Annotated in this window: 23 protein-coding genes and 1 pseudogene; 16 read left to right on the top strand and 8 right to left on the bottom strand. The window is 54.8% G+C overall.

Translation table 11 applies throughout. The annotated features are described in order from the left end of the window. Positions 1-187 (top strand): hypothetical protein (locus tag ABLV64_RS10975; protein WP_205416085.1); only part of this gene is annotated, 187 nt, incomplete at its 5' end. Positions 188-349: 162 nt separating this feature from the next. Then, positions 350-1,081, top strand: coding sequence for a transporter substrate-binding domain-containing protein (locus tag ABLV64_RS10970; RefSeq protein ID WP_004206436.1), 732 nt, complete (start codon positions 350-352; stop codon positions 1,079-1,081). 43 nt (positions 1,082-1,124) lie between these two features. On the opposite strand, the gene orn is transcribed toward ABLV64_RS10970, so the two are convergent. Continuing rightward, complete coding sequence (orn, locus tag ABLV64_RS10965; RefSeq protein ID WP_004206435.1) at positions 1,125-1,670, bottom strand: oligoribonuclease; 546 nt, start codon at positions 1,668-1,670, stop codon at positions 1,125-1,127. A gap of 94 nt (positions 1,671-1,764) precedes the next feature. On the opposite strand from orn, the gene rsgA reads away from it, so the two are divergent. The 3 genes from rsgA to mscM all read left to right on the top strand — a co-directional run bounded on the left by rsgA (position 1,765) and on the right by mscM (position 7,302). Continuing rightward, entirely contained in the window at positions 1,765-2,826 is a 1,062-nt protein-coding gene (gene rsgA / locus ABLV64_RS10960) for a small ribosomal subunit biogenesis GTPase RsgA (protein WP_004206432.1), read from the top strand. A gap of 160 nt (positions 2,827-2,986) precedes the next feature. After that, positions 2,987-3,949, top strand: a complete 963-nt coding sequence (gene asd / locus ABLV64_RS10955) for an archaetidylserine decarboxylase (RefSeq protein ID WP_004206431.1) — start codon at positions 2,987-2,989, stop codon at positions 3,947-3,949. Positions 3,950-3,972: 23 nt separating this feature from the next. Further along, positions 3,973-7,302, top strand: coding sequence for a miniconductance mechanosensitive channel MscM (gene mscM / locus ABLV64_RS10950; RefSeq protein ID WP_004206430.1), 3,330 nt, complete (start codon positions 3,973-3,975; stop codon positions 7,300-7,302). Between the two features lie 37 nt (positions 7,303-7,339). On the opposite strand, the pseudogene ABLV64_RS10945 reads toward mscM, so the two are convergent. Together ABLV64_RS10945 and epmA are read right to left on the bottom strand one after the other, a co-directional pair. Then, positions 7,340-7,546, bottom strand: a pseudogene (locus ABLV64_RS10945) (glutamate/gamma-aminobutyrate family transporter YjeM); the annotation flags it as partial. 149 nt (positions 7,547-7,695) lie between these two features. Next, positions 7,696-8,673: an elongation factor P--(R)-beta-lysine ligase gene (epmA, locus tag ABLV64_RS10940; RefSeq protein WP_004206428.1), complete on the bottom strand. Its 978-nt coding sequence runs from the start codon at positions 8,671-8,673 to the stop codon at positions 7,696-7,698. A gap of 274 nt (positions 8,674-8,947) precedes the next feature. Here epmA and frdA point away from each other — a divergent pair, with 274 nt between their 5' ends. From frdA to ABLV64_RS10915, 5 genes are all read left to right on the top strand, one after another. Then, a complete protein-coding gene (gene frdA, locus ABLV64_RS10935) occupies positions 8,948-10,738 on the top strand; it encodes a fumarate reductase (quinol) flavoprotein subunit (RefSeq protein ID WP_004206427.1) in 1,791 nt (596 codons plus the stop codon). After that, positions 10,731-11,465, top strand: a complete 735-nt coding sequence (gene frdB / locus ABLV64_RS10930; protein ID WP_004177729.1) for a fumarate reductase iron-sulfur protein — start codon at positions 10,731-10,733, stop codon at positions 11,463-11,465. Before frdA ends, frdB begins: the two co-directional genes overlap by 8 nt. A gap of 10 nt (positions 11,466-11,475) precedes the next feature. Beyond that, positions 11,476-11,871, top strand: a complete 396-nt coding sequence (frdC, locus tag ABLV64_RS10925) for a fumarate reductase subunit FrdC (protein ID WP_002885530.1) — start codon at positions 11,476-11,478, stop codon at positions 11,869-11,871. A gap of 10 nt (positions 11,872-11,881) precedes the next feature. Then, positions 11,882-12,241 (top strand): fumarate reductase subunit FrdD, encoded by a 360-nt coding sequence (frdD, locus tag ABLV64_RS10920; protein ID WP_348843330.1) that lies wholly within the window; start codon positions 11,882-11,884, stop codon positions 12,239-12,241. Between the two features lie 113 nt (positions 12,242-12,354). Further along, the gene (locus ABLV64_RS10915; RefSeq protein WP_004206426.1) at positions 12,355-12,888 is read left to right on the top strand and encodes a lipocalin family protein; all 534 of its coding nucleotides are present in this window, start codon (positions 12,355-12,357) and stop codon (positions 12,886-12,888) included. Here ABLV64_RS10915 and sugE read toward each other — a convergent pair. The 4 genes from sugE to efp all read right to left on the bottom strand — a co-directional run bounded on the left by sugE (position 12,885) and on the right by efp (position 14,421). Next, positions 12,885-13,202 (bottom strand): quaternary ammonium compound efflux SMR transporter SugE, encoded by a 318-nt coding sequence (sugE, locus tag ABLV64_RS10910; protein WP_004206425.1) that lies wholly within the window; start codon positions 13,200-13,202, stop codon positions 12,885-12,887. The genes ABLV64_RS10915 and sugE overlap by 4 nt on opposite strands. Before the next feature lie 143 nt (positions 13,203-13,345). Further along, positions 13,346-13,492, bottom strand: a complete 147-nt coding sequence (gene ecnB, locus ABLV64_RS10905) for a lipoprotein toxin entericidin B (protein WP_004206423.1) — start codon at positions 13,490-13,492, stop codon at positions 13,346-13,348. 157 nt (positions 13,493-13,649) lie between these two features. Beyond that, a complete protein-coding gene (locus tag ABLV64_RS10900) occupies positions 13,650-13,781 on the bottom strand; it encodes an entericidin A/B family lipoprotein (protein ID WP_004206422.1) in 132 nt (43 codons plus the stop codon). A gap of 73 nt (positions 13,782-13,854) precedes the next feature. Next, positions 13,855-14,421 carry an elongation factor P gene (efp, locus tag ABLV64_RS10895; protein WP_004206421.1) on the bottom strand — a complete coding sequence of 189 codons (567 nt, stop codon included), beginning with the start codon at positions 14,419-14,421 and terminating at the stop codon, positions 13,855-13,857. A 41-nt stretch (positions 14,422-14,462) separates the two neighbouring features. On the opposite strand from efp, the gene epmB reads away from it, so the two are divergent. After that, positions 14,463-15,491 (top strand): EF-P beta-lysylation protein EpmB, encoded by a 1,029-nt coding sequence (gene epmB, locus ABLV64_RS10890; RefSeq protein WP_004206420.1) that lies wholly within the window; start codon positions 14,463-14,465, stop codon positions 15,489-15,491. A gap of 129 nt (positions 15,492-15,620) precedes the next feature. Here the strand turns inward: epmB and ABLV64_RS10885 are convergent, their stop codons facing one another. After that, a complete protein-coding gene (locus ABLV64_RS10885; RefSeq protein WP_135722547.1) occupies positions 15,621-16,265 on the bottom strand; it encodes a winged helix-turn-helix domain-containing protein in 645 nt (214 codons plus the stop codon). Between the two features lie 476 nt (positions 16,266-16,741). Between ABLV64_RS10885 and ABLV64_RS10880 the strand changes: the two genes are divergently transcribed. From ABLV64_RS10880 to ABLV64_RS10860, 5 genes are all read left to right on the top strand, one after another. Continuing rightward, complete coding sequence (locus ABLV64_RS10880; protein ID WP_004206418.1) at positions 16,742-17,302, top strand: fimbrial protein; 561 nt, start codon at positions 16,742-16,744, stop codon at positions 17,300-17,302. Between the two features lie 59 nt (positions 17,303-17,361). Next, positions 17,362-18,048 (top strand): molecular chaperone, encoded by a 687-nt coding sequence (locus ABLV64_RS10875; protein WP_004206417.1) that lies wholly within the window; start codon positions 17,362-17,364, stop codon positions 18,046-18,048. A gap of 35 nt (positions 18,049-18,083) precedes the next feature. Then, positions 18,084-20,627 (top strand): fimbria/pilus outer membrane usher protein, encoded by a 2,544-nt coding sequence (locus tag ABLV64_RS10870; protein ID WP_348843329.1) that lies wholly within the window; start codon positions 18,084-18,086, stop codon positions 20,625-20,627. A 22-nt stretch (positions 20,628-20,649) separates the two neighbouring features. Beyond that, entirely contained in the window at positions 20,650-21,681 is a 1,032-nt protein-coding gene (locus ABLV64_RS10865) for a fimbrial protein (protein ID WP_217325153.1), read from the top strand. A 381-nt stretch (positions 21,682-22,062) separates the two neighbouring features. Next, on the top strand, positions 22,063-22,422 hold the full coding sequence (locus ABLV64_RS10860) for a hypothetical protein (RefSeq protein WP_004206414.1): 360 nt from the start codon (positions 22,063-22,065) through the stop codon (positions 22,420-22,422). The last annotated feature ends 27 nt before the right edge of the window (positions 22,423-22,449 follow it).

The following is a 22,449-nucleotide window of genomic DNA, read 5'->3' as shown; positions in this document are numbered from 1 at the left end:
AACTCGCGACCCCGACCTTGGCAAGGTCGTGCTCTACCAACTGAGCTATTCCCGCGTTACTGCATTTTTTGCCATATTTCGATGGCGTCGTAATTTGCATTTCTGCGTCGTTACGGGAGGCGCATTATACGAGAATTCGATGCCCCTGCAACCCCCTGTTCATCACTTTTTTGCGTTTTTTGTTTAAATGGATATTTTCTCGCCACCTACGCCGCTGAATTGTATAAATAAGCGTCATTTCGGGCAAAATCGCTTTTTCCGCCCGCCTGAATGACGCAAAATCGCTCGCATCATACAGCGGTGGCGCGACGTAAAACGAGGCCACCACGCCGCCAAACAGGGAATTAGCATGAGAAAAGTCCTCACCGTCCTGCTGCTGAGCACGCTGGCCATCGGAACCGCGTCAGCCGAGACGCTCCATTTTGGCACCAGCACGGCCAATCCGCCGTTTGTCACCGCCAACGGCAAAAATCAGCCTGTCGGCTTCGATATCGATCTTGCCCAGGCCCTGTGCCAGCAGATGCAGGCGCAGTGCCAGTTCACGGCGCAGCGTTTCGATACGCTGATCCCGGCTTTACGCTTCAAGAAATTTGACGCGGTGATTGCCGGCATGGAAGTGATCCCGATGCGTGAGAAGCAGGTCGCCTTCAGCCGTCCCTATCGCCAGGCGCTCTCCGGGGTGGTGATCGTCAACAAAGATGTCGCCCATACCTTTGCCGACCTGAAAGCCAAAAAAGTCGGCGTGGTGAAAGGCACACTGCATCAACACTATCTGCGTGATAAACAGAAAGCCGTACAGGCTGTTCCTTACGACGACGTCGCCAGCGCCCTGGCCGCGCTGAAGGCCGGGCAAATAACCGGCGTCATGGGCGACTTCGCCACCCTCGACGCCTGGCAGCAGGAGAACCCTGACTACGCCATCATGGATGAACGTGCCACCGACCCGGCTTATTACGGTAAGCAGTATGCGATTGCGGTGCGCAAAGACGATCCGGAGCTGCTGAATGCGATCAACGATGCCCTGACCGCGGTCATGGCGACGCCTGACTTCCAGCAGATGCAGCAGAAGTGGTTTAAATAACGCAGAAAGGTGTACCGGGCCGCGCACAGGGCCCGGTCGCGGTTTACAGCTTAATGAAATGCTCGCGGTAGTAAGCCAGCTCGGCGACTGACTCGCGGATATCGTCCATTGCCTGATGGGTACCCTGCTTTTTAAAGCCGTCGAGAATTTCCGGCTTCCAGCGACGCGCCAGCTCTTTCAGCGTGCTAACGTCCAGATAGCGATAGTGGAAATAGGCTTCCAGTTGCGGCATGTACTTAAACAGGAAGCGACGATCCTGGCCGATGCTGTTGCCGCAGATCGGCGACTTGCCCGCCGGCACCCACTGCTTAAGAAACTCAATGGTCGCCAGTTCGGCGTCGTGCTCGCTGACGGCGCTGGCCTTCACGCGATCCACCAGCCCACTGCCGGTATGCGTCCGCACATTCCACTCGTCCATCAGCGCCAGTTGGGCATCCGATTGATGCACCGCGATGGTCGGCCCCTCGGCCAGAATGTTCAGGTTGGCATCGGTCACCAGGGTGGCGATTTCAATAATGCGATCGCGCTCCGGATCCAGCCCTGTCATCTCAAGATCGATCCAAATGAGGTTGTTTTCATTTGCACTCATGCTATTTTCCACCCTTCTTGCGTGACTATATTCATCTAAAATAGCGTGTATCATAGAGGTTTTGCCCCATCAGGGCGACCAGGAGCCAGTTCGATTGAGTAAAAATAAACTCTCCAAAGGCCAGCAGCGCCGCGTCAAAGCCAACCACCAGCGCCGTCTGAAAACCACTGCGGAGAAGGCCGACTACGATGACAACCTGTTTGGCGACCCGTCGGAAGGCATTGTCATCAGTCGCTTTGGCATGCATGCCGACGTCGAATCCGCTGACGGCAGCGTGCATCGCTGCAATATCCGCCGGACGATCCGTTCGCTGGTCACCGGCGACCGCGTGGTCTGGCGGCCGGGTAAAGACGCCGCCGACGGCGTAAGCGTCAAAGGGATCGTCGAAGCGGTTCACGATCGCGCCTCCGTCCTGACGCGCCCGGATTTTTACGACGGCGTGAAGCCTATCGCCGCCAATATCGACCAGATCGTGGTGGTTTCCGCGATCCTGCCTGAGCTATCGCTGAATATTATCGATCGCTATCTGGTGGCCTGCGAGGCGCAGGATATCGAGCCGTTAATCGTCCTGAACAAAATCGATCTGCTGGATGACGATGGCCTGCGCTTCGTCAATGAGCAAATGGACATCTACCGCAACATCGGTTACCGCGTACTGCTGGTCTCCAGCCGTACTCAGGACGGCCTCAAGCCGCTGGAAGCGGCCCTGACCGACCGCATCAGCATCTTCGCCGGGCAGTCCGGGGTGGGTAAATCAAGCCTGCTGAACGCCCTGCTGGGGCTGAATGAGGATCAGATCCTCACCAATGATGTCTCGGACGTTTCCGGCTTAGGCCAGCACACCACCACCGCGGCGCGCCTCTACCACTTCCCGCACGGCGGCGATGTGATTGATTCACCGGGGGTACGTGAGTTCGGCCTGTGGCATCTGGAAGCGGAACAAATCACCAACGGCTTTGTCGAATTCCATGATTATTTAGGCCGTTGCAAATATCGCGACTGTAAACACGATACCGATCCTGGCTGTGCGCTTCGCGAAGCGGTAGAGAGCGGCAAGATCGCCGAAAGCCGTTTCGAGAACTACCACCGCATCCTGGAAAGCATGGCGCAGGTACAGGTAAAAACGCGTAAAAACTTTTCCTCGACCGATGACTGACCATTAAGCTGAGCGTCACGTCAGGCGCTGCCGGGCAGCGGTGATGGCGCGGCTTACGCGGATGCCATTTGGCGAGTTTTACGTATAGAATCGTCCCCTTTTTTCAGGTCCCCGCCCGCAGGCGGGGTCAGGAACGACATATCATGGCCTGGAGGCTACTTTGTTAAACGATCTTAAACTTTCACTGCAATACATTCTGCCTAAACTGTGGCTCACCCGCCTCGCAGGCTGGGGTGCGAGCAAACGCGCAGGTTGGCTGACGAAGCTGGTCATCGATCTGTTCGTGAAATACTACAAGGTCGATATGAAAGAGGCGCAGAAGCCGGATACCGCGGCCTATCGCACCTTCAACGATTTCTTTGTGCGCCCGCTGCGCGACGACGTTCGCCCGCTGAATACCGATCCTAACGTACTGGTGATGCCGGCCGACGGCGTGATCAGCCAGCTTGGTGCCATTGAGAACGATAAAATTCTGCAGGCCAAGGGCCACGACTACAGCCTGGAAGCCTTACTGGCCGGCAACTACCAGATGGCCGACCTGTTCCGTAACGGCAGCTTCGCCACCACCTATCTGTCGCCGCGCGACTATCACCGCGTGCACATGCCGTGCAACGGTATCCTGCGCGAAATGATCTACGTTCCTGGCGACCTGTTCTCCGTTAACCATCTGACGGCGCAGAACGTGCCAAACCTGTTCGCCCGTAACGAGCGCGTCATCTGCCTGTTTGATACTGAGTTTGGCCCGATGGCGCAAATTCTGGTGGGCGCGACTATCGTCGGCAGCATCGAGACCGTGTGGTCCGGCACCGTAACCCCGCCGCGCGAAGGCATTATTAAACGCTGGACCTGGCCCGCTGGCGACAGCGAAGGCTCCGTCGCCCTGCTGAAAGGCCAGGAGATGGGCCGCTTCAAACTGGGCTCCACCGTGATCAACCTGTTTGCCCCGGGCCAGGTGAAGCTGGTCGACACGCTGCAAAGCCTGTCCGTGACTAAAATCGGCCAACCGCTGGCGACAACGGTGGAAGCAACCACCGCCGCTGAACCGGCGCCGTTACCGGAAGAAGAGATCCGCGCCGAACATCGCGCCAGCCCGCTGGTTGACGATAAACAAGACCAAGGTTAATTCTTCAGCAAAAGGGTTATGCCGTGCGCCTGATATACACTTTCCTGTTGGCCTTGAGCCTCAGTTTCGGGGCGTACGCTGCGACAGCCCCGGATGCTAAACAGATAACCCAGGAACTGGAACAGGCGAAGGCGGCAAAGCCCGCCCAGCCTGAAACCGTTGAAGTTCTGCAGTCCGCCCTGAACGCGCTTGAGGAGCGAAAATCGTCTCTCGAGCGCGCCCGTCAGTATCAGGACGTTATCGACAATTTCCCCAAACTGTTTCAAAGCCTGCGCGCCCAGCTCAACAATCTGAGCGAAGAGCCGCGCCAGGTGCCAGTCGGCCTGACCGCCGATGCGCTGAACCAGGAGATCCTCCAGGTCAGCAGCCAGCTGCTGGAGTCAAGCCGTCAGGCGCAGCAGGAGCAGGATCGCGCGCGTGAAATCGCCGACTCCCTGAACCAGCTGCCGCAGCAGCAAACCGACGCCCGGCGTCAGCTTAATGAGGTTGAGCGCCGCATCGGCACGCAAACCGGCAACAATGCTCTCGCCCAGGCGCAAAATCTTGCCCTGCAGGCGGAATCGGCGCGCCTGAAGGCGCTGGTGGATGAACTCGACCTCGCCCAGCTCTCCGCCAATAACCGCCAGGAGCTGTCGCGCGCCCGTTCTGAACTGGCGCAAAAGCAGAGCGAGCAGCTGGATGCCTATCTGCAGGCGCTGCGTAATCTGCAGAACAGCCAGCGCCAGCGTGAGGCGGAAAAAGCACTGGAAAGTACCGAACTGCTGGCGGAGAACAGTGAAAACCTGCCGCCGGACATCACCGCCCAGTTTAAAGTCAACCGCGAACTCTCCCAGGCGCTGAACCAGCAGGCGCAGCGTATGGATCTGGTGGCGTCCCAGCAGCGGCAGGCGACGAATCAAACGCTGCAGGTGCGCCAGGCGTTAAACACCCTGCGCGAGCAGTCGCAGTGGCTGGGCTCCTCTAATCTGCTGGGCGAAGCCCTGCGCGCCCAGGTGGCGCGGCTGCCGGAGCGCCCTCGCCCGCAGCAGCTGGATACGGAGATGGCGCAGCTGCGCGTGCAGCGTCTGCGCTTTGAGGATTTACTCAGTAAGCAGCCGCAGCTGCGGCAGATCCGTCAGGCCGACGGCGAACCGCTGACCAGCGAGCAGAACAAGATCCTGCAGGCGCAGCTACGCACGCAGAACGAGCTGCTGAACTCGCTGCTGCGCGGCGGCGATACCCTGATGCTGGAGCTCACCAAGCTGAAGGTCGCCAACGGCCAGCTGGAAGACGCGCTGAAGGAGATCAACGAAGCCACCCACCGCTATCTGTTCTGGACTTCGGACGTCAGCCCCATCGGCTTCTCCTGGCCGCTGGAGATCGTCCAGGATCTGCGGCGCCTGATCTCCCTGGATACCATCAGCGAGCTGGGTAAAGCCAGCGCGATGATGCTCACCAGCAAAGAGACCCTGCTACCGCTGTTTGCCGCCCTGCTGCTGGTTGGCTTCAGCATCAGCTCCCGGCGCCATTTCACCCGCTTCCTTGAGCGCTCCAGCGCTCGGGTGGGGAAAGTCACCCAGGATCACTTCTGGCTGACGCTGCGCACGGTCTTCTGGTCGATACTAGTGGCTTCGCCGCTGCCGGTGCTGTGGATGACGCTCGGCTATGGTCTGCAGTCCGCCTGGCCCTTCCCGCTGGCGGTGGCGATTGGCGATGGGGTCACCGCGACGGTGCCTCTGCTGTGGGTGGTGATGATCTGCGCCACCTTCGCCCGGCCAAACGGGCTGTTTATCGCCCACTTCGGCTGGCCGCGTAGCCGAGTGGCGAAAGCGATGCGCTACTACCTGATGAGCATCGGGCTGATTGTGCCGCTGATTATGGCGCTGATCATGTTCGATAATCTTAACGACCGCGAGTTCTCCGCTTCGCTGGGCCGCCTGTGCTTCCTGCTGATCTGCGGCGCGCTGGCGGTGGTCACTCTGAGCCTTAAGCACGCCGGTATCCCGCTCTATCTGGATAAAGAGGGGAATGGCGACAATATGGTGAACCGCCTGCTGTGGAACCTGATGCTTGGCGCGCCGCTGGTGGCCATGCTGGCGGCGGCCGTCGGCTATCTCGCCACCGCCCAGGCGCTGCTGGCGCGTCTGGAAACCTCCGTCGCCATCTGGTTCCTGCTGCTGGTGGTCTATCACATTATCCGCCGCTGGATGCTGATCCAGCGCCGCCGGCTGGCCTTCGACCGGGCCCGCCATCGTCGCGCGGAAATTCTCGCCCAGCGCGCCCGCGGCGAAGATGAGCCTGTTCACGTCAGCAGCCCGGAAGGATCGGTGGAGACGGAGGTCAGCGAGGTCGATCTCGATGCCATCAGTACCCAGTCGCTGCGTCTCGTGCGCTCTCTGCTGATGCTGATCGCGCTGCTGTCGGTCATCGTGTTGTGGTCGGAAATTCACTCGGCGTTTGGCTTCCTTGAGAATATCTCGCTGTGGGACGTTACCTCAACGGTACAAGGAGTGGAAAGCCTCGAGCCCATCACCCTTGGCGCGGTGCTGATTGCCATTCTGGTGCTGATCATCACCACTCAGCTGGTGCGCAACCTGCCGGCGCTGCTGGAGCTGGCGATCCTCCAGCACCTCGATTTAACGCCCGGCACCGGCTACGCCATCACCACCATCACCAAGTATCTGCTGATGCTGGTCGGTGGACTGGTGGGCTTCTCGATGATCGGCATTGAGTGGTCGAAGCTGCAGTGGCTGGTCGCCGCGCTGGGTGTGGGTCTCGGGTTTGGCCTGCAGGAGATCTTCGCTAACTTTATCTCCGGCCTGATTATTCTGTTTGAGAAACCGATCCGCATCGGTGATACGGTCACCATCCGCGATCTGACGGGCAGCGTCACCCGCATCAATACCCGCGCCACCACCATCAGCGACTGGGACCGGAAAGAGATTATCGTGCCGAATAAGGCGTTCATCACCGAGCAGTTTATCAACTGGTCGCTGTCGGACTCGGTCACCCGCGTGGTGCTGACGGTGCCGGCGCCTGTGGACGCCGATACCGAAGAGGTCACGAAAATTCTCATCGCCGCGGCGCATCGCTGCTCGCTGGTCATCGACACCCCGGCGCCGGAGGCGTTTCTCGTCGACCTGCAGCAGGGGATCCAGATTTTCGAGCTGCGTATTTTTGCCGCCGAGATGGGGCACCGCATGCCGCTGCGCCATGAGATGCATCAGCTGATCCTGGCGGGCTTCCGCGAGCATGGCATTGATATGCCGTTCCCTCCGTTCCAGATGCGTCTGGAAAGTATTGACGGCAGGCAAAGCAGTAAAACCATGACCTCGGCCGGAAAAACCAGCCGACGTACGGCTGGCAGCCTTTAAGCCATAGCCTGCCCGGCGGCACTGCCGGGCAGGTTCTTTAACTCTCCATCACCAGCGCGCCGGACGCCAGGCGCCGACGGTAGCTTTCGTAAATTCCCCACGCCAGCAGCGAGAAGAAGATCGGCCCGCCGACCATCCACAGGGTGCTGCTCCAGTCCCCACTGTCGATGACCGGCTGAATGATGGTGAAGATATTGGCGAAGGTCACCATCAGCAACACCACGCCGGTCGCCAACAGCGTCGCCTGGCCTCATAAAACGAGCGCGGATAGTAGCAAGAGCACCGAAGGAGATTGTGGATATTCGGGCGAAAGCCGGGATAGCATGAGGGAGGGGGAATCAGGGCAGACCTGTCACCTCCCCCGCCCACTGGCGGCAGGAGGTGACAGCGCCATCAGGCGCGGTCGACCGTAAAGGCGATCACTTCGCCGATGCTTTCAGCGCCCAGCGCCAGCATCACCACGCGATCAACGCCCAATGCCACGCCGGAGCAGTCCGGCAGACCTGCCTCCAGCGCCGCCAGCAGGTTGTTATCGATGGGCTGCTGCGGGAGGCCGCGCGCGGCCCGCTTGCGATTGTCCTGCTCAAAGCGCAGGCGCTGCTCATGGGCGTCGGTCAGCTCGTGGAAACCATTCGCCAGCTCAATTCCTTTGTAATAGACCTCGAAGCGCTCAGCGACCCGATGATCTTCCGGGCTGATCTGCGCTAAAGAGGCCTGAGTCGCCGGGAAATGATAAATGAACGTCGGCCGATCTTTGCCGATGTGCGGCTCCACGCCCATGGTGAACAGCAGTTGCAGCAGCGTGTCGCGATCTTCTTCAGTATCGGCGATATTGCTCAGATCCAGCTTCGCCGCGACTTCGCGCAGCTGCGCTTTATCGGCAGAGAGCGGGTCAATATCCAGATGACGCTGGAACGCCTGCTGATAGGAGAGGCTTTCCGCCGGCTGGCACTCCAGCACCTGCTGCAGCAGATCGTCCACCTCGTTGATCAGACGATACATGTCATAGCACGGACGATACCACTCCAGCATGGTGAATTCCGGATTGTGATGCCGCCCCATCTCTTCATTACGGAAGCTGCGGCAAAGCTGGAAAACCGGGCCGCAGCCCGCCGCCAGCAGGCGCTTCATATGGTATTCCGGACTGGTCATCAGGTACAGATTGAGTCCCTGTGAGTGGCCCGGGCCGACGAAACGGGTTTCAAACGGGAACAAATGGATATCCGTTACCGTCGCCTGACTCATGCAAGGCGTCTCCACCTCCAGCACGCCGCGATCGGTAAAGAACCGGCGGATTTCCGCCATCACCGCCGCGCGTTTCAACAGATTGGGAATGGGTGCGCTCGGCTGCCAGGTTGCCGTCTCGCTCATGGTACTTTCTCCGATTGCAAACAAGGGCACGAAGTCTACTCGCAACCGGCGAGTGAAACAAATTTTGTGCAATCCCCGGCAGATTACATGCCATTAATCTATCGTTAACCTAAATGCATAAATATCACTGATAAATAACCGCACATATCGATAAAAAAATCGAACACGTCAATTTTCCATACTGACCCTACGGCTATACTCCTGTACCTATAAAGGAGCAGTGATACTTTTTCGCCAGCCCGGCGGCGAAATACACTAAAACTGGAGGAATGTCGTGCACACTTTTCAAGCCGATCTCGCCGTAATTGGCGCCGGCGGGGCAGGCCTTCGCGCCGCTATCGCCGCCGCCCAGGCCAACCCCAATGCCAAAATCGCCCTGATTTCTAAAGTCTATCCGATGCGCAGCCATACGGTCGCTGCAGAAGGGGGGTCCGCAGCCGTTGCCCAGGATCACGATAGCTTTGAGTACCATTTTCACGACACCGTCGCCGGAGGCGACTGGCTGTGCGAGCAGGATGTCGTCGACTATTTCGTTCACCACTGCCCGACGGAAATGACCCAACTGGAACAGTGGGGATGCCCGTGGAGCCGCCGCCCTGACGGCAGCGTTAACGTCCGGCGCTTCGGTGGCATGAAGATCGAACGTACCTGGTTTGCCGCCGATAAAACCGGCTTCCACATGCTGCATACCCTCTTCCAGACCTCCCTTCAGTTTCCCCAAATTCAACGCTTTGATGAACATTTCGTCCTTGATCTGCTGGTCGATGACGGCCAGGCCCGCGGCCTGGTGGCGATGAATATGATGGAAGGCACGCTGGTGCAGATCCGCGCCAACGCGGTGGTGCTGGCCACCGGCGGCGCCGGACGCGTCTATCGCTACAACACCAACGGCGGCATCGTTACCGGTGACGGGATGGGTATGGCGCTGGGCCACGGCGTGCCGCTGCGCGATATGGAGTTCGTTCAGTATCACCCGACCGGTCTGCCGGGTTCCGGGATCCTGATGACCGAAGGCTGCCGCGGTGAAGGCGGGATTCTGGTCAACAAAAACGGCTATCGCTATCTGCAGGATTACGGCATGGGCCCGGAAACCCCGCTCGGCGAACCGAAGAACAAATATATGGAGCTGGGCCCGCGCGACAAAGTGTCCCAGGCCTTCTGGCACGAATGGCGGAAAGGGAACACCATTCCCACGCCGCGCGGCGACGTGGTCTACCTCGATCTGCGCCACCTCGGCGAGAAAAAGCTGCTGGAGCGCCTGCCGTTTATCTGTGAGCTGGCGAAAGCCTACGTCGGCGTCGACCCGGTGAAAGAACCGATTCCGGTACGCCCGACCGCGCACTACACCATGGGCGGCATCGAAACCGATCAACAGTGCGAAACCCGCATCAAAGGGCTGTTTGCCGTGGGCGAATGCTCTTCCGTTGGTCTGCACGGCGCCAACCGCCTGGGCTCCAACTCGCTGGCCGAGCTGGTGGTCTTCGGCCGCCTGGCCGGGGAACAGGCCATGCAGCGCGCCGCCCAGGCGGGCGAGGCGAACGGCTCCGCCCTCGATGCGCAGGCTGCCGATGTGGAGCGTCGTCTGAAAGATCTCGTCAACCAGGAGGGTAACGAAAACTGGGCGAAAATCCGCGACGAAATGGGGCTCTCGATGGAGGAAGGCTGCGGCATCTACCGGACGCCAGAGCTGATGCAGAAAACTATCGACAAGCTGGCTGAGCTGCAGGAGCGCTTTAAGCGCGTGCGCATTACCGACAACTCCAGCGTATTCAACACCGATCTGCTTTACACCATTGAGCTGGGACACGGTTTAAACGTTGCCGAATGTATGGCGCACTCGGCCATCGCCCGTAAAGAATCGCGCGGTGCGCACCAGCGTCTGGATGAAGGCTGTACCGAACGCGACGACGTCAACTTCCTCAAACATACGCTCGCCTTCCGCGAGGCTGATGGCACCACCCGCCTGGAATATGGCGATGTGAAGATCACCACGCTGCCGCCGGCGAAACGTGTTTATGGCGCTGAGGCGGAAGCGGCTGAGAAGAAGGAGACCACCCATGGCTGAGATGAAAAACCTGAAAGTCGAAGTGGTGCGTTACAACCCGGAGGTCGACACGGCACCGCACAGCGCGTTCTATGACGTGCCTTACGATGAGCAGACCTCGCTGCTGGACGCGCTGGGCTACATTAAAGACAACCTGGCGCCCGACCTGAGCTACCGCTGGTCCTGCCGGATGGCGATCTGCGGCTCCTGCGGCATGATGGTCAATAAGGTACCGAAGCTGGCCTGTAAAACCTTCCTGCGGGATTACACCAAAGGCATCAAGGTTGAAGCGCTGGCCAACTTCCCGATCGAGCGCGATCTGGTGGTGGATATGACCCACTTTATCGAAAGTCTGGAGGCCATTAAGCCGTACATCATCGGCAATAACCGCACCCCGGACCAGGGACCAAACAAGCAGACGCCGGCCCAGATGGCCAAATACCATCAGTTCTCCGGCTGTATCAACTGCGGACTGTGCTATGCCGCCTGTCCGCAGTTCGGCCTGAATCCGGAGTTTATCGGCCCGGCGGCGATCACCCTCGCCCACCGCTATAACGAAGACAGCCGCGACCACGGCAAAAAGGAACGCATGGCGCAGCTTAACGGCCAGAACGGCGTCTGGACCTGTACTTTCGTGGGCTACTGCTCGGAAGTGTGTCCGAAGCACGTCGACCCGGCGGCCGCGATCCAGCAGGGCAAGGTGGAAAGTTCGAAAGACTTTCTTATCGCCACCCTGAAACCACGCTAAGGAGTGCATTATGACGACGAAACGCAAACCCTACGTGCGGCCGATGACCTCCACCTGGTGGAAAAAGCTGCCGTTTTATCGCTTCTACATGGTGCGGGAAGGCACGGCGGTACCGACGGTCTGGTTTAGCATTGTGCTGATTTACGGGCTGTTTGCCCTCAAGCACGGCGCCGAAAGCTGGGCGGGATATATCGGATTCCTGCAAAATCCAGTGGTGGTGATCCTCAATCTGATCACCCTGGCGGCGGCGCTGCTGCACACCAAAACCTGGTTCGAGCTGGCGCCGAAAGCCGCCAACGTCATCATCAAAGGCGAAAAAATGGGGCCAGAGCCGGTGATTAAAGGTCTCTGGGTGGTGACGGCGGTGGTCACCGTGGTGATCCTGTTTGTCGCCCTGTTCTGGTAAGGAGGCTGAGATGATTAATCCCAATCCGAAACGTTCCGATGAACCCGTTTTCTGGGGGCTGTTTGGCGCTGGCGGCATGTGGGGCGCGATTGTCGCGCCGGTGATGGTGCTGCTGGTGGGCATTTTGCTGCCGCTGGGGCTCGCCCCCGCCGACGCCTTCAGCTATGAGCGCGTGCTGGCCTTTGCCCAAAGCTTTATCGGCCGCGCGTTCATCTTTCTGATGATTGTCCTGCCGCTGTGGTGTGGGCTGCATCGTATTCACCACGCCATGCACGACCTGAAGACCCATGTGCCAAACGGCAAATGGGTCTTCTACGGTCTGGCGGCGATCCTCAGCGTCATTACTCTGGTTGGCGTACTGTTTATCTGATCCTGCAAGAGCCCGGCAGCAATTCTGCTACCGGGCTCGCTTCATAGAAAAATCTTGCCGCCTTTGCCCTGCCGGACTCTACACTTAGCTTAAAAGCCAGCAAGGAGCATACCATGCGTATCCTGCCGATAATCACCGCGGTCGCCGTCTCGTTCCTGTCTGTCGCCTGCAGCACCCCTGCCCCGCCGCCAGGCGTCACCGTGGTCACCCCCTTCGACGTTCAGCGCTATTTGGGTACCTGGTACGAAATCGCCCGCTTCGACCATCCTTTTGAAAGCGGGCTTGAAAAGGTCACGATCGCCTGGCAGCCGCGCGATGACGGCGGTCTGGACGTGGTCAATAAAGGCTATAACCCCGACCGCGGCATGTGGCAGAAAACGGACGGGGTGGCGTATTTTACCGGCGAACCCAGCCGCGCCGCGCTGAAGATCTCCTTCTTCGGCCCCTTCTATGGCAGCTATAACGTCATTGCGCTGGATAAGGAGTATCGGTACGCGCTGGTCTGCGGCCCCGACCGCGACTATCTCTGGCTACTGGCGCGAGCCCCCACCATCGCCCCGGAAGTCAGGCAGCAGATGCTGGATATTGCCACCCGGCAGGGTTTTGATATCAGCAAACTGGTCTGGGTCAATCAGCGCTACAACTAGTGCGCGCTGATCTTCAGGCCAATGATGCCGACCACGATGCAGACAAGACTGGCGATACGCATAGCGCTGGCGGATTCACCTAACAGTACGATACCGGTCACAGCGGCGCCCACGGCGCCGATCCCCGTCCAGACGGCGTAAGCGGTACCCACCGGCAGGGTTTTCATCGCCCATGAAAGCAGCGCCATGCTGACGACCATCGCTACGATGGTGATGACGCTGGGAACCAGGCGGCTAAAGCCATGGGTATATTTCAGGCCGACGGCCCACACCACTTCCAGCAGGCCAGCGATAAATAAGACTATCCAGGACATAAGGCTCCTTTGCTGGGGCCGTCCCCGGATGAGAAACGCTTACGGGTCGTCCCGTAAGGTGGATGAAAAGTCGTAGTGAGTATATCCAACAGAATGGGGGAAGTGAAGAACGGTACGGCGCAAAACCGTACCGTCGAAGGCTGTTATTGCTGAGCTTTGGTTGCTGCGCCAGAGATTGCGCTGCCGCCCTCTGAAATATCCTGACCCACACCGCGCGTGGTGTTACAAGCGGTCAGTGCTGAAGAGAGGACCAAAACCGTAAAGAACGCTGCAATCGTTTTTTTCACCATAATGTCATCCTTAGTGTCAGTTTTGTTTTCATGCCCTATAAGCATAGACAAACCGTCCACAGATGAAGGGATCTTTGCGTTTTTTAAGAGAAAAGGAGTATTCGTGAAGGAAGCAGGCGCACCGGAAGGCGAGCGCGGCAGGCGAAACGGAAGGAAGTCAGCTTACAGCGCGAGAGATGGCGTGGCCCAGGCCCTGAATATCTTCACCGAAACCGCGGGCGGTATTGCAGCCAGACAGCAGTGCGCTGCTCAGAAACAGTAACGCCAGGAGTTTTACGCTGCGCTTCATGTGTCGTGCTCGTCGTGCCAGTACAGAAAGAGCGGCGCAGCACAGAGGCTGCGCCAGTCATCATGACGTGAAATTACTTCACGCGGGATACGTATTCGCCAGAGCGAGTATCCACTTTGATCACTTCGCCAATCTGGACGAACAGCGGCACTTTAACCACAGCGCCAGTAGACAGGGTCGCTGGTTTACCACCGGTACCCGCGGTGTCGCCTTTCAGACCTGGGTCGGTTTCAACGATTTCCAGCTCAACGAAGTTCGGCGGGGTGACCGCGATCGGCTGGCCGTTCCACAGGGTCACGATGCACTCAGCCTGATCCAGCAGCCATTTGGCATTGTCACCGATCGCTTTCGCGTCAGCAGACAGCTGTTCGAAGGTTTCGTTGTTCATGAAGTGCCAGAACTCACCGTCGTTATACAGGTAAGTCAGGTTCATATCGACAACGTCCGCGCCTTCTGCAGAATCAGTAGATTTGAAGGTTTTCTCAACGCGGGTGCCGGTCAGCAGACGGCGCAGCTTAACGCGCGCAAACGCCTGACCTTTACCTGGTTTAACGAATTCGCTGGCTTCTACCGCATAAGGTTCGCCATCTAACATGATTTTAAGACCAGCACGAAAATCGTTGCTATAGTAAGTCGCCATAAGGCCCTCTGAAATTGTTTAACTGGTAGCTAAGCCACAAAATGGCGCATATTGTAACCCTAAATACCCCATCCAGAGAAGATTGGATAACGCAACTTGCCAATGTTGTGACCAGTCCTGATGAACTGCTGCGTCTTTTAAATGTAGACGCTGATGAAAAACTGCTGGCCGGACATGAGGCCAGACGCCTGTTCCCGCTGCGAGTCCCGCGCGCGTTTATTGCCCGAATGGAGAAAGGCAACCCTGACGATCCGCTGCTTCGTCAGGTACTTACCGCCGAAGAGGAGTTTATCGTCGCCCCCGGCTACTCCACCGATCCGCTGGAAGAACAGCACAGCGTCGTGCCCGGCCTGTTGCACAAATATCGCAACCGGGCCCTGCTGTTGGTGAAAGGCGGTTGCGCGGTCAATTGCCGTTACTGCTTCCGCCGCCACTTCCCTTATGCCGAAAATCAGGGCACCAGGCGCAACTGGCAGACGGCAATGAACTATATCGCTGAGCATCCGCAGCTTGATGAAATCATCTTCTCCGGCGGCGACCCGTTGATGGCGAAGGACCATGAGCTTGACTGGCTAATGACCCAGCTGGAAGCCATTCCGCACGTTAAGCGTCTGCGTATTCACAGCCGCTTGCCGATCGTGATCCCGGCGCGCATCACCGAGATGCTGGCCAGCCGCTTCCACCGTTCGTCGCTGCAGGTGATCCTGGTTAACCACGTCAACCACGCTAATGAAATTGACGGCGAGTTTCGCGCGGCGATGGCCATGCTGCGTCAGGCGGGCGTCACGCTGCTTAACCAGAGCGTGCTGCTGCGCGGGGTGAACGATAACGCGCAAACCCTGGCCGATCTCAGCAATGCGCTGTTCAATGCCGGGGTAATGCCCTACTACCTGCACGTGCTGGACCGGGTACAAGGGGCGGCACACTTTATGGTCAGCGATGATGAAGCCCGTGAAATCATGCGTGAACTGTTGACCCTCATCTCCGGCTATATGGTGCCGAAGCTGGCGCGAGAGATCGGCGGCGAACCCAGCAAGACGCCGCTGGATTTAGGACTGAAGCAGCGTTAGCTCCCCTCCCTTGTCTGCCAGGTCGTGCTGGCAGACATCTTAATATGAATACACAGCCAGGTTGGGACTAACATACTCGGCAATCCACTTTACCGTTACCTTCTCGATATAAACCCCAGCGGCGGCGTATTATCGATGTAACACGATCAGTACGATAACATTGATAACTATCATCACGACAATCAGCGCGATTAACCAGGTGGGAACTTTAAAGGTTATATGTAATCGTTCCGATAGTTTCTCTGCCACCTTCACGCTATTTTCCCGCCTATCATTCTCCTGGATTGCTAAATTCACTGGTAGTGGAAGACTTAATTTATGGTCAATTTTCCCCGTATCATTGAAAATGACATCAGCAGTTTTACTACTGTGAAAATGCGTTAATCTTTCCCGATTCATATTCTCGCACTCTTCATCCGAGAGCGGGATAACTAAAGTATCCGGGGCGACGCTAAAGCCTTTTCGTCTGACGGTGATAATGATATCCTCAGATAGTCCGGCTTTGAGCAGCGATTTTCTCAACAAAGAGATATTTTGATAAAATGTATTTTGCGAAACTACCACACCCCGTGTTTCCCATACAGCCGCCAGAAAGTCATCCCGAGAAATCACTTTGCCGCAATTCTGCAATAGCAGCAGCAAGCATCTGGCGGTAGGCGCATTGAGGCTGATGCTCTCCCCATTCCCGGCAAGCGGTCGCAGCTCATTCATATTGGCATTAAATATAATTTCCTGATTAATTATACAGCCATTAAATAATGCAATATCATCCATATCCTTGCCCCACGCAACCCTATTATCCATAACAAAAATAAATAATCCCAGCCAAACCATGGCGTGAAAATTATCGCTTCAGACAGAAGCGGGGTCAGTTCACATTGAACTTCAGCTTTGAGGATACCGCATAAAAAATGACAAGCGATAGTTATCTTGTTTAAAAGCCACATTTTCAGATTAAATTTATCTCAACCTAACTCAATATCTCATTAGAAAAGGTCATTATTAAATTCACGTGTGCTTCATCAAGAATTCACAAGCATTTTTTGCACCAGACTTTTAAATTACTCCCGCTTCTCCATGGTTCGCTATGGCAAGTGATATTGTAGCGTCGTTCACAGGAGGGTAGGTTTCAGCACTATATAAGGAATGCTGGCGCTTATTTTCAATATCAATAGGAATGCATATTCCATTCCCATGATAACTGTTATCGATTCTACACAGGACTAAGTATCTATATATGGATTAATTAAATGAAAAAGACAATCGTAGCTGTAATGGTCGCTGCTTCTGCAGTTCTGAGTGCTCAGGTAATGGCAACCAACACCGCTCAGGTAACTGTACTGGGTGAAGTCTCTGATGCAGCTAACTCTTGCGTCGTGACTCCGACGGGTACCCTGAACAACGGTATCGTTCAGCTGATGACCGTGACCACTACCGAAGCGAATGCTGAAGCGGCTGGTGCTCTGTTTAAAACTCAGGACTTCGGTTTTGACGTGAAAGACTGCGCACAGGGTAGCGCCACTCCGGTTACTGCTGTAACCGTCAATGTGACCGGTGCCTCCAGCAACGCTAACATCCTGGACAACACCGCACCTGGCGGCGCTACCGGCATTGGTATCGGTATCCAGCGCGTACGTGATGCACACCGCGTAGGTTTCGACGGTTCTGACCTCATGACCGAAAGCTACACTGCAGCTGGCGGCACTCAGCTGAAGTACACCACTGGTTATGTGAAAGTGAACTCCGCGACTCCGGTTACCGAAGGTCCGGTTAAAGGTGTTGCGACCTTTACTATCGATTATACCCTCTAATTTTTCCCCGAAGGGGCTCCGCTTCACGGCGGGCCCTTTTTCGCATTCAGAGAAAAACCATGTTCAGGAACTTATTAAATATCACCGCATCCTGTGCATTACTCCTCAGTAGTATTGCCCATGCTGGTATTGTGATTGAGTCCACCCGCTACCTCTATAAAGAAGGTGCGCGTGAAATCACCGCGCAAATCGAAAATAAAGATGACATCCCTTATCTGATTAAATCCTGGGTTGAAGCGCCGGCAGGGAAAACGCCCTCTTTTATGGCTACACCTCCGTTATTCCGCCTTGAGGGTAAGCAGCAGAATACCGTGCGTCTATTTTCTACCGGAAACGTCAATGCCCCGAACGACCGGGAATCCATATACTATTTTAACGTGATGGCCATCCCGCCGGCGGACGATGAGAAAGCCAACGCCAATACTATTCAACTGGCGGTCCGCCACCGCATGCGTCTGGTCTATCGTCCAAAAGCACTTTTCGACCTTTCTCCAAACATTGAAGCCAAAAAACTCGAATGGCGGAAATCAGGCACAAAACTGACGATTAAAAATCCGACACCGTTTTTCTTCTATTTCCATAGTGTTCAGATTGGTAGCAAAGAAGTGAAGCCGGAAGTCAACTCGGTCGCTCCAATGACGACCAAAGAAGTGACATTAAAAGAAAATATTAATGCCTCCAGCGTCAACTGGAAAGTAGTTAATGATTATGGCGGAGCAGGATCGCTCTATTCCTCATCGCTGTAATAAGAATTTTATTTTATCATTATAGGGATGTGTCTATGCCAAATAAGAATAATGGATTATTCAAACTATCCGCGGTCTTCCTCGCAATGCTTCCGGCATTGCTTTCTGGTTTGAATAATAAAGCGCAAGCACGTGACTTTTTCGATCCCTCATTCATTAGCTCATTGAATGGTAGCGATCCATCAACCACTCCCGACTTATCTATTTTCCAGACGCAGAACGCACAGGCGCCAGGGGATTATCGGGTAGATATCATGTTTAATGGTCGCTATCTGGATACCAGGACAATGAAGTTTGTTGCGAATAGCCGTGCCACTGGGAATAATCGAGAGCCCGCCCTGGTGCCCTGTTTGAGCCTGAAAACATTGGCAGAGTATGGCGTACGGGTTAAAGCCTTTCCCGAACTGGTCGAGGATAAAAACGGCTGCGCCAATCTTTCAGTCATCCCGGATACCAAAGCGGATTTCGACTTTACCGTCCAGCGCTTGAATATATCCATTCCGCAGGCGGCACTATCTACCACCGCGCAGGGATATATTCCACCGGATCAGTTTGATGACGGCATCAACGCCCTGCTGGTGAACTATCAGTTCAGCGGCTCAAACGACATGCAGGCCAATGATGAATACTACAGCCTGAACCTGCAGTCTGGCCTCAACGTTGGCCCATGGCGTATCCGTAACCTCAGCACCTGGAATAAAAACAACGGCGATGCGGGTGATTGGGACTCAGCCTATCTCTACATGCAGCGCAGCATTCGTCCCATCAACAGTAACCTGGTGATGGGCGAGAGCTCGTCACTCTCAGGCATCTTTGACAGTGTACCGTTTACCGGTATTCAACTGGCCACCGATACATCAATGTTGCCGGAAAGTATGCGCGGCTATGCGCCGATTATCCGTGGTATCGCCAAAACCAACGCCCGTGTCTTCATTAAACAAAACGGCTACCAGGTATACCAGACCTACGTGGCGCCTGGCGCGTTTGAAATCACCGATATGTACCCGAGCGGCGGTAGCGGCGACCTTTACGTCACCGTGGAAGAGTCCGACGGTTCTAAGCAGGAGTTCGTCGTACCGTTCGCTACGCTGCCGGTGATGGTCCGTGAAGATCAGCTGGAATATGAAATTACGTCTGGTAAATATCGTCCTTACGACGGCGGGGTCGATGAAACGCCCTTTACGCAAGCTACCGCGACCTACGGTGTCTCCAGCAGCCTGACGCTTTATGGCGGGGTGCAGGCCGCATCGCGCTATCAGGCGCTGTCAACAGGCCTCGGCTATAACCTCGGCGAGCTTGGCGCCGCCTCGGCAGACGTCACCCAGGCCTGGTCAAAAATGAAAGACGACGAAAAGACCTCTGGGCAGTCATGGCGTGTCCGTTACGGGAAAAATATTATCGAAACCGGTACAAACGTGACTATCGCTGGCTACCGCTATTCCACCCGCGGATTTAATACCCTCTCTGAAGTGTTAGATAGCTATTCTAATGATGGCAAGTATACTCCTCGCTCGCTGCGCAACCGCACCAATCTGACGCTGAATCAAAGCCTGGGTAAAGGCCTCGGCAGTCTGTCTATCAGTGGATTGATTGAAGATTACTGGGACGATAAGCGCACCAACAAGTCGATCAGCGTGGGGTACAACGGTGGCTTCCGCAATGTAAACTATTACCTCGGGTACAGCTATAACCGCTATACCTGGAGCGGGAATAACTCCGGGAAAGACGCCCAGGACGATCAGCGTATCTCGCTGACCGTCACGCTGCCGCTGAGCAACTGGCTACCGGGCACCTATACCAGTTATCAGTTAACCAACAGTAATCCGGGGTCTACCGATCAGTCGGTCTCCATCTGTGGTAACGCGCTGGATAACGACAGCCTGGAGTGGAGCCTGCAGCAAGGATACAGCAACCGGGAATACTACAGCGGCGATATGCGCGCAACCTATAACGGTGCTCGCGGCAGCGTCAATGCCGGTTACAGCTACGATCGCGGTAGCGAGCGTATAGACTATGGCGCCAACGGCAGCATTGTCGCTCATGCCGATGGGGTCACGCTTGGTCAGGACATCACCGATGCCGCCGTACTGGTTAAGGCCCCAGGTTTGGATAACGTCAAGCTGACCAACGATAACACCATCACCACCGACTATCGTGGTTACGCCATCGTACCTTACGTTACGCCTTATCATCGCACCGATATCACCCTCGATAGTACTTCGCTTGGCGAAGATATGGAGCTTCCGGAAACCACGCAGAGCGTTGTTCCGACGCGTGGTGCCATCGTACGTGCAAGTTATGACGGCAATATCGGCCAGCGGGCCTTTGTGCATCTGAAAACCGCCAATGGTCAGGACGTACCTTATGGCGCAATGGTCCTGCTCGCCGGAAATAGTAAATCGCAGCCAAGTATCGTCAGCGACGCGGGCATGGTCTATATGTCCGGCTTGCAGCAGACCGGGATCCTTAACGTTCAGTGGGGCAAAAGCGCCGCGCAGCAGTGCAATGCTTCATTTACTTTACCGGCCAGGGAAGGCAAAGCGACTGGCATCAGTCAAATCGAAGCGGTTTGCCGTTAGTCATCCATAGGGGAATATATTGATGAAAAAAATACTAATATTAATAACATTATTAATTATTTGTTGTGAGGCGAGTGCAAAATGTACGTACTCAGGAAGCACCCGCCGGCAAACTCTTTCACTCAAGAATATAAAAATTCCAACTGATACTTCAATTCCGGTTGGTAGTGTTCTTTATACGCAAAAATTTGGAACTCAGACATATAAAAATTTTGAGTGTGATAAATCAACTGACGATCAGTACATTATCGATGTCGGAGCAGCCCCCGTTGCCGGTGTCACCGGAATCAAAGGTGGTACTGTATATGAAACTGGGATTGATGGCATTGGATTCCAGGTATCCGATCTCTTGCGTAGTAAAAACGGAGCGCTGGTCCCTGCAGAAGCGGGGTCTACTCTAGTTCCAATATCAAAAACCTCTGAGAATTACTATCAATTTATTACAGTATGGTTGATCAAGACCAAATCCGTCATCGACACCACCGGTTCAGGTTCAAATCCATATGTATCTTTCTCAGCTGGTAATTTAACAACAAACCGAAGCGCCAGCGAACGATTATTTTATTCGGCTATAGCAATAGAGCTGAAAAACATCAATTATCGTAAAACATCATGTAATATCTCAACGCCACGATCTATAGTTACGTTAAACCGAATCGACAAGAGCCAACTGATGTCAATCTCTCGAGGCGCAACAACACCTTCGCAAAAGACGATTCCTATGAATATTGATTGTCCTTCAGATTCAATTGGGAATACCGTCACTTACTGGTTTAATCCCATAGGTGGAATCAGCTCCTATGGTAACGGAATTGTGAATAATATGCTTTCTGGAGATTCAGCAGCAAGCAATGTTGGTATAATTTTTAAAATTTCAGGTAGTCCTATAGTCTTCTATGACACCGATAATTATAAATACGATATTATTACCAATAGTGATCTATCAAAGACAATAAATATGACAGCTGATTATTACCGGATGAGTGATAGCAGTAGTGAAATCACCAGCGGGAGTGTTAAAGGTATGTTGGAAGTGATTATCCAAGAAGAATAAATATATCATCATAAAATAATTGACATTCTTATGTTTTTTATTTGATTAAATCAAGCCCAATAAAATTATTGGGCTTGATTATATCTTGCTGATGAAATAATATATAATCGCTCTAATGAATCGATGATGAACTATAATTTCCTTGTTTGAAACCTTATTCCTCTTAGGAAAAATCAATCATCATCTTTATGTTTCACATCTTTATAATAACTATTTTAGTTTATTCATAATCAATAAAAGTTACGTTAGGACATGAATTATTCACTTCAACATTCATTCATGATTAATTGATTTGCTCCCGTAACAGGATCTCCCTATCCTTTTAGACGACCGATTTGGTCTTTATTAAATATAATTTCAATCTTAGCTAAAGGACTAATTATGCAACAATTAACTGCATTCGAAATGGAAAACATTTCTGGGGGAACAATCTCGCTGGAAAATTTAGCAAATGGGCTTCTGGACGCGGCAACTTTTGTTGCTAAAGAAGCTGGCGCAGGGATAATTGGCGCTGCCATAGGTGCTTTATACGGGGCTTCATTTGGATTACGCTGGGGTGGTGAAGGTGGTGGCATTTTAGGATTTGGACTCATTGGTGGCTGGGTAGGTGCGGTTGGAGGAGCTATTGTTAGTGGTGCCGTCCTGGGGACGATTGGAGTTCTCCTTGGTTGGGATACAATTTCTGATCTAACTGTACAGTCACTTGAAGGTCTCATCAACGGTACTTTCAATTTCTGGTAAAAACATAAGGTCTTAATAAGATCCGTG

The sequence above is a fragment of the Klebsiella sp. JB_Kp031 genome, from assembly GCF_040064295.1.
Taxonomy (GTDB): Bacteria; Pseudomonadota; Gammaproteobacteria; order Enterobacterales; family Enterobacteriaceae; genus Klebsiella; species Klebsiella quasipneumoniae.
The sequence above is the reverse complement of the archived record's forward strand: the minus strand, read 5'-3'. Positions and strand labels throughout refer to the sequence as shown.

Bases quoted from the DNA above. Each gene is read 5' to 3' on its own strand.
- ABLV64_RS10970 (WP_004206436.1), top strand. From the start codon at position 350: ATGAGAAAAGTCCTCACCGTCCTGCTGCTGAGCACGCTGGCCATCGGA.
- orn (WP_004206435.1), bottom strand. From the start codon at position 1,670: ATGAGTGCAAATGAAAACAACCTCATTTGGATCGATCTTGAGATGACA.
- epmA (WP_004206428.1), bottom strand. From the start codon at position 8,673: ATGAGCGAGACGGCAACCTGGCAGCCGAGCGCACCCATTCCCAATCTG.
- frdB (WP_004177729.1), top strand. From the start codon at position 10,731: ATGGCTGAGATGAAAAACCTGAAAGTCGAAGTGGTGCGTTACAACCCG.
- frdC (WP_002885530.1), top strand. From the start codon at position 11,476: ATGACGACGAAACGCAAACCCTACGTGCGGCCGATGACCTCCACCTGG.
- frdD (WP_348843330.1), top strand. From the start codon at position 11,882: ATGATTAATCCCAATCCGAAACGTTCCGATGAACCCGTTTTCTGGGGG.
- ABLV64_RS10915 (WP_004206426.1), top strand. From the start codon at position 12,355: ATGCGTATCCTGCCGATAATCACCGCGGTCGCCGTCTCGTTCCTGTCT.
- sugE (WP_004206425.1), bottom strand. From the start codon at position 13,202: ATGTCCTGGATAGTCTTATTTATCGCTGGCCTGCTGGAAGTGGTGTGG.
- ecnB (WP_004206423.1), bottom strand. From the start codon at position 13,492: ATGGTGAAAAAAACGATTGCAGCGTTCTTTACGGTTTTGGTCCTCTCT.
- ABLV64_RS10900 (WP_004206422.1), bottom strand. From the start codon at position 13,781: ATGAAGCGCAGCGTAAAACTCCTGGCGTTACTGTTTCTGAGCAGCGCA.
- efp (WP_004206421.1), bottom strand. From the start codon at position 14,421: ATGGCGACTTACTATAGCAACGATTTTCGTGCTGGTCTTAAAATCATG.
- epmB (WP_004206420.1), top strand. From the start codon at position 14,463: ATGGCGCATATTGTAACCCTAAATACCCCATCCAGAGAAGATTGGATA.
- ABLV64_RS10885 (WP_135722547.1), bottom strand. From the start codon at position 16,265: ATGGATGATATTGCATTATTTAATGGCTGTATAATTAATCAGGAAATT.
- ABLV64_RS10880 (WP_004206418.1), top strand. From the start codon at position 16,742: ATGAAAAAGACAATCGTAGCTGTAATGGTCGCTGCTTCTGCAGTTCTG.
- ABLV64_RS10875 (WP_004206417.1), top strand. From the start codon at position 17,362: ATGTTCAGGAACTTATTAAATATCACCGCATCCTGTGCATTACTCCTC.
- ABLV64_RS10870 (WP_348843329.1), top strand. From the start codon at position 18,084: ATGCCAAATAAGAATAATGGATTATTCAAACTATCCGCGGTCTTCCTC.
- ABLV64_RS10865 (WP_217325153.1), top strand. From the start codon at position 20,650: ATGAAAAAAATACTAATATTAATAACATTATTAATTATTTGTTGTGAG.
- ABLV64_RS10860 (WP_004206414.1), top strand. From the start codon at position 22,063: ATGCAACAATTAACTGCATTCGAAATGGAAAACATTTCTGGGGGAACA.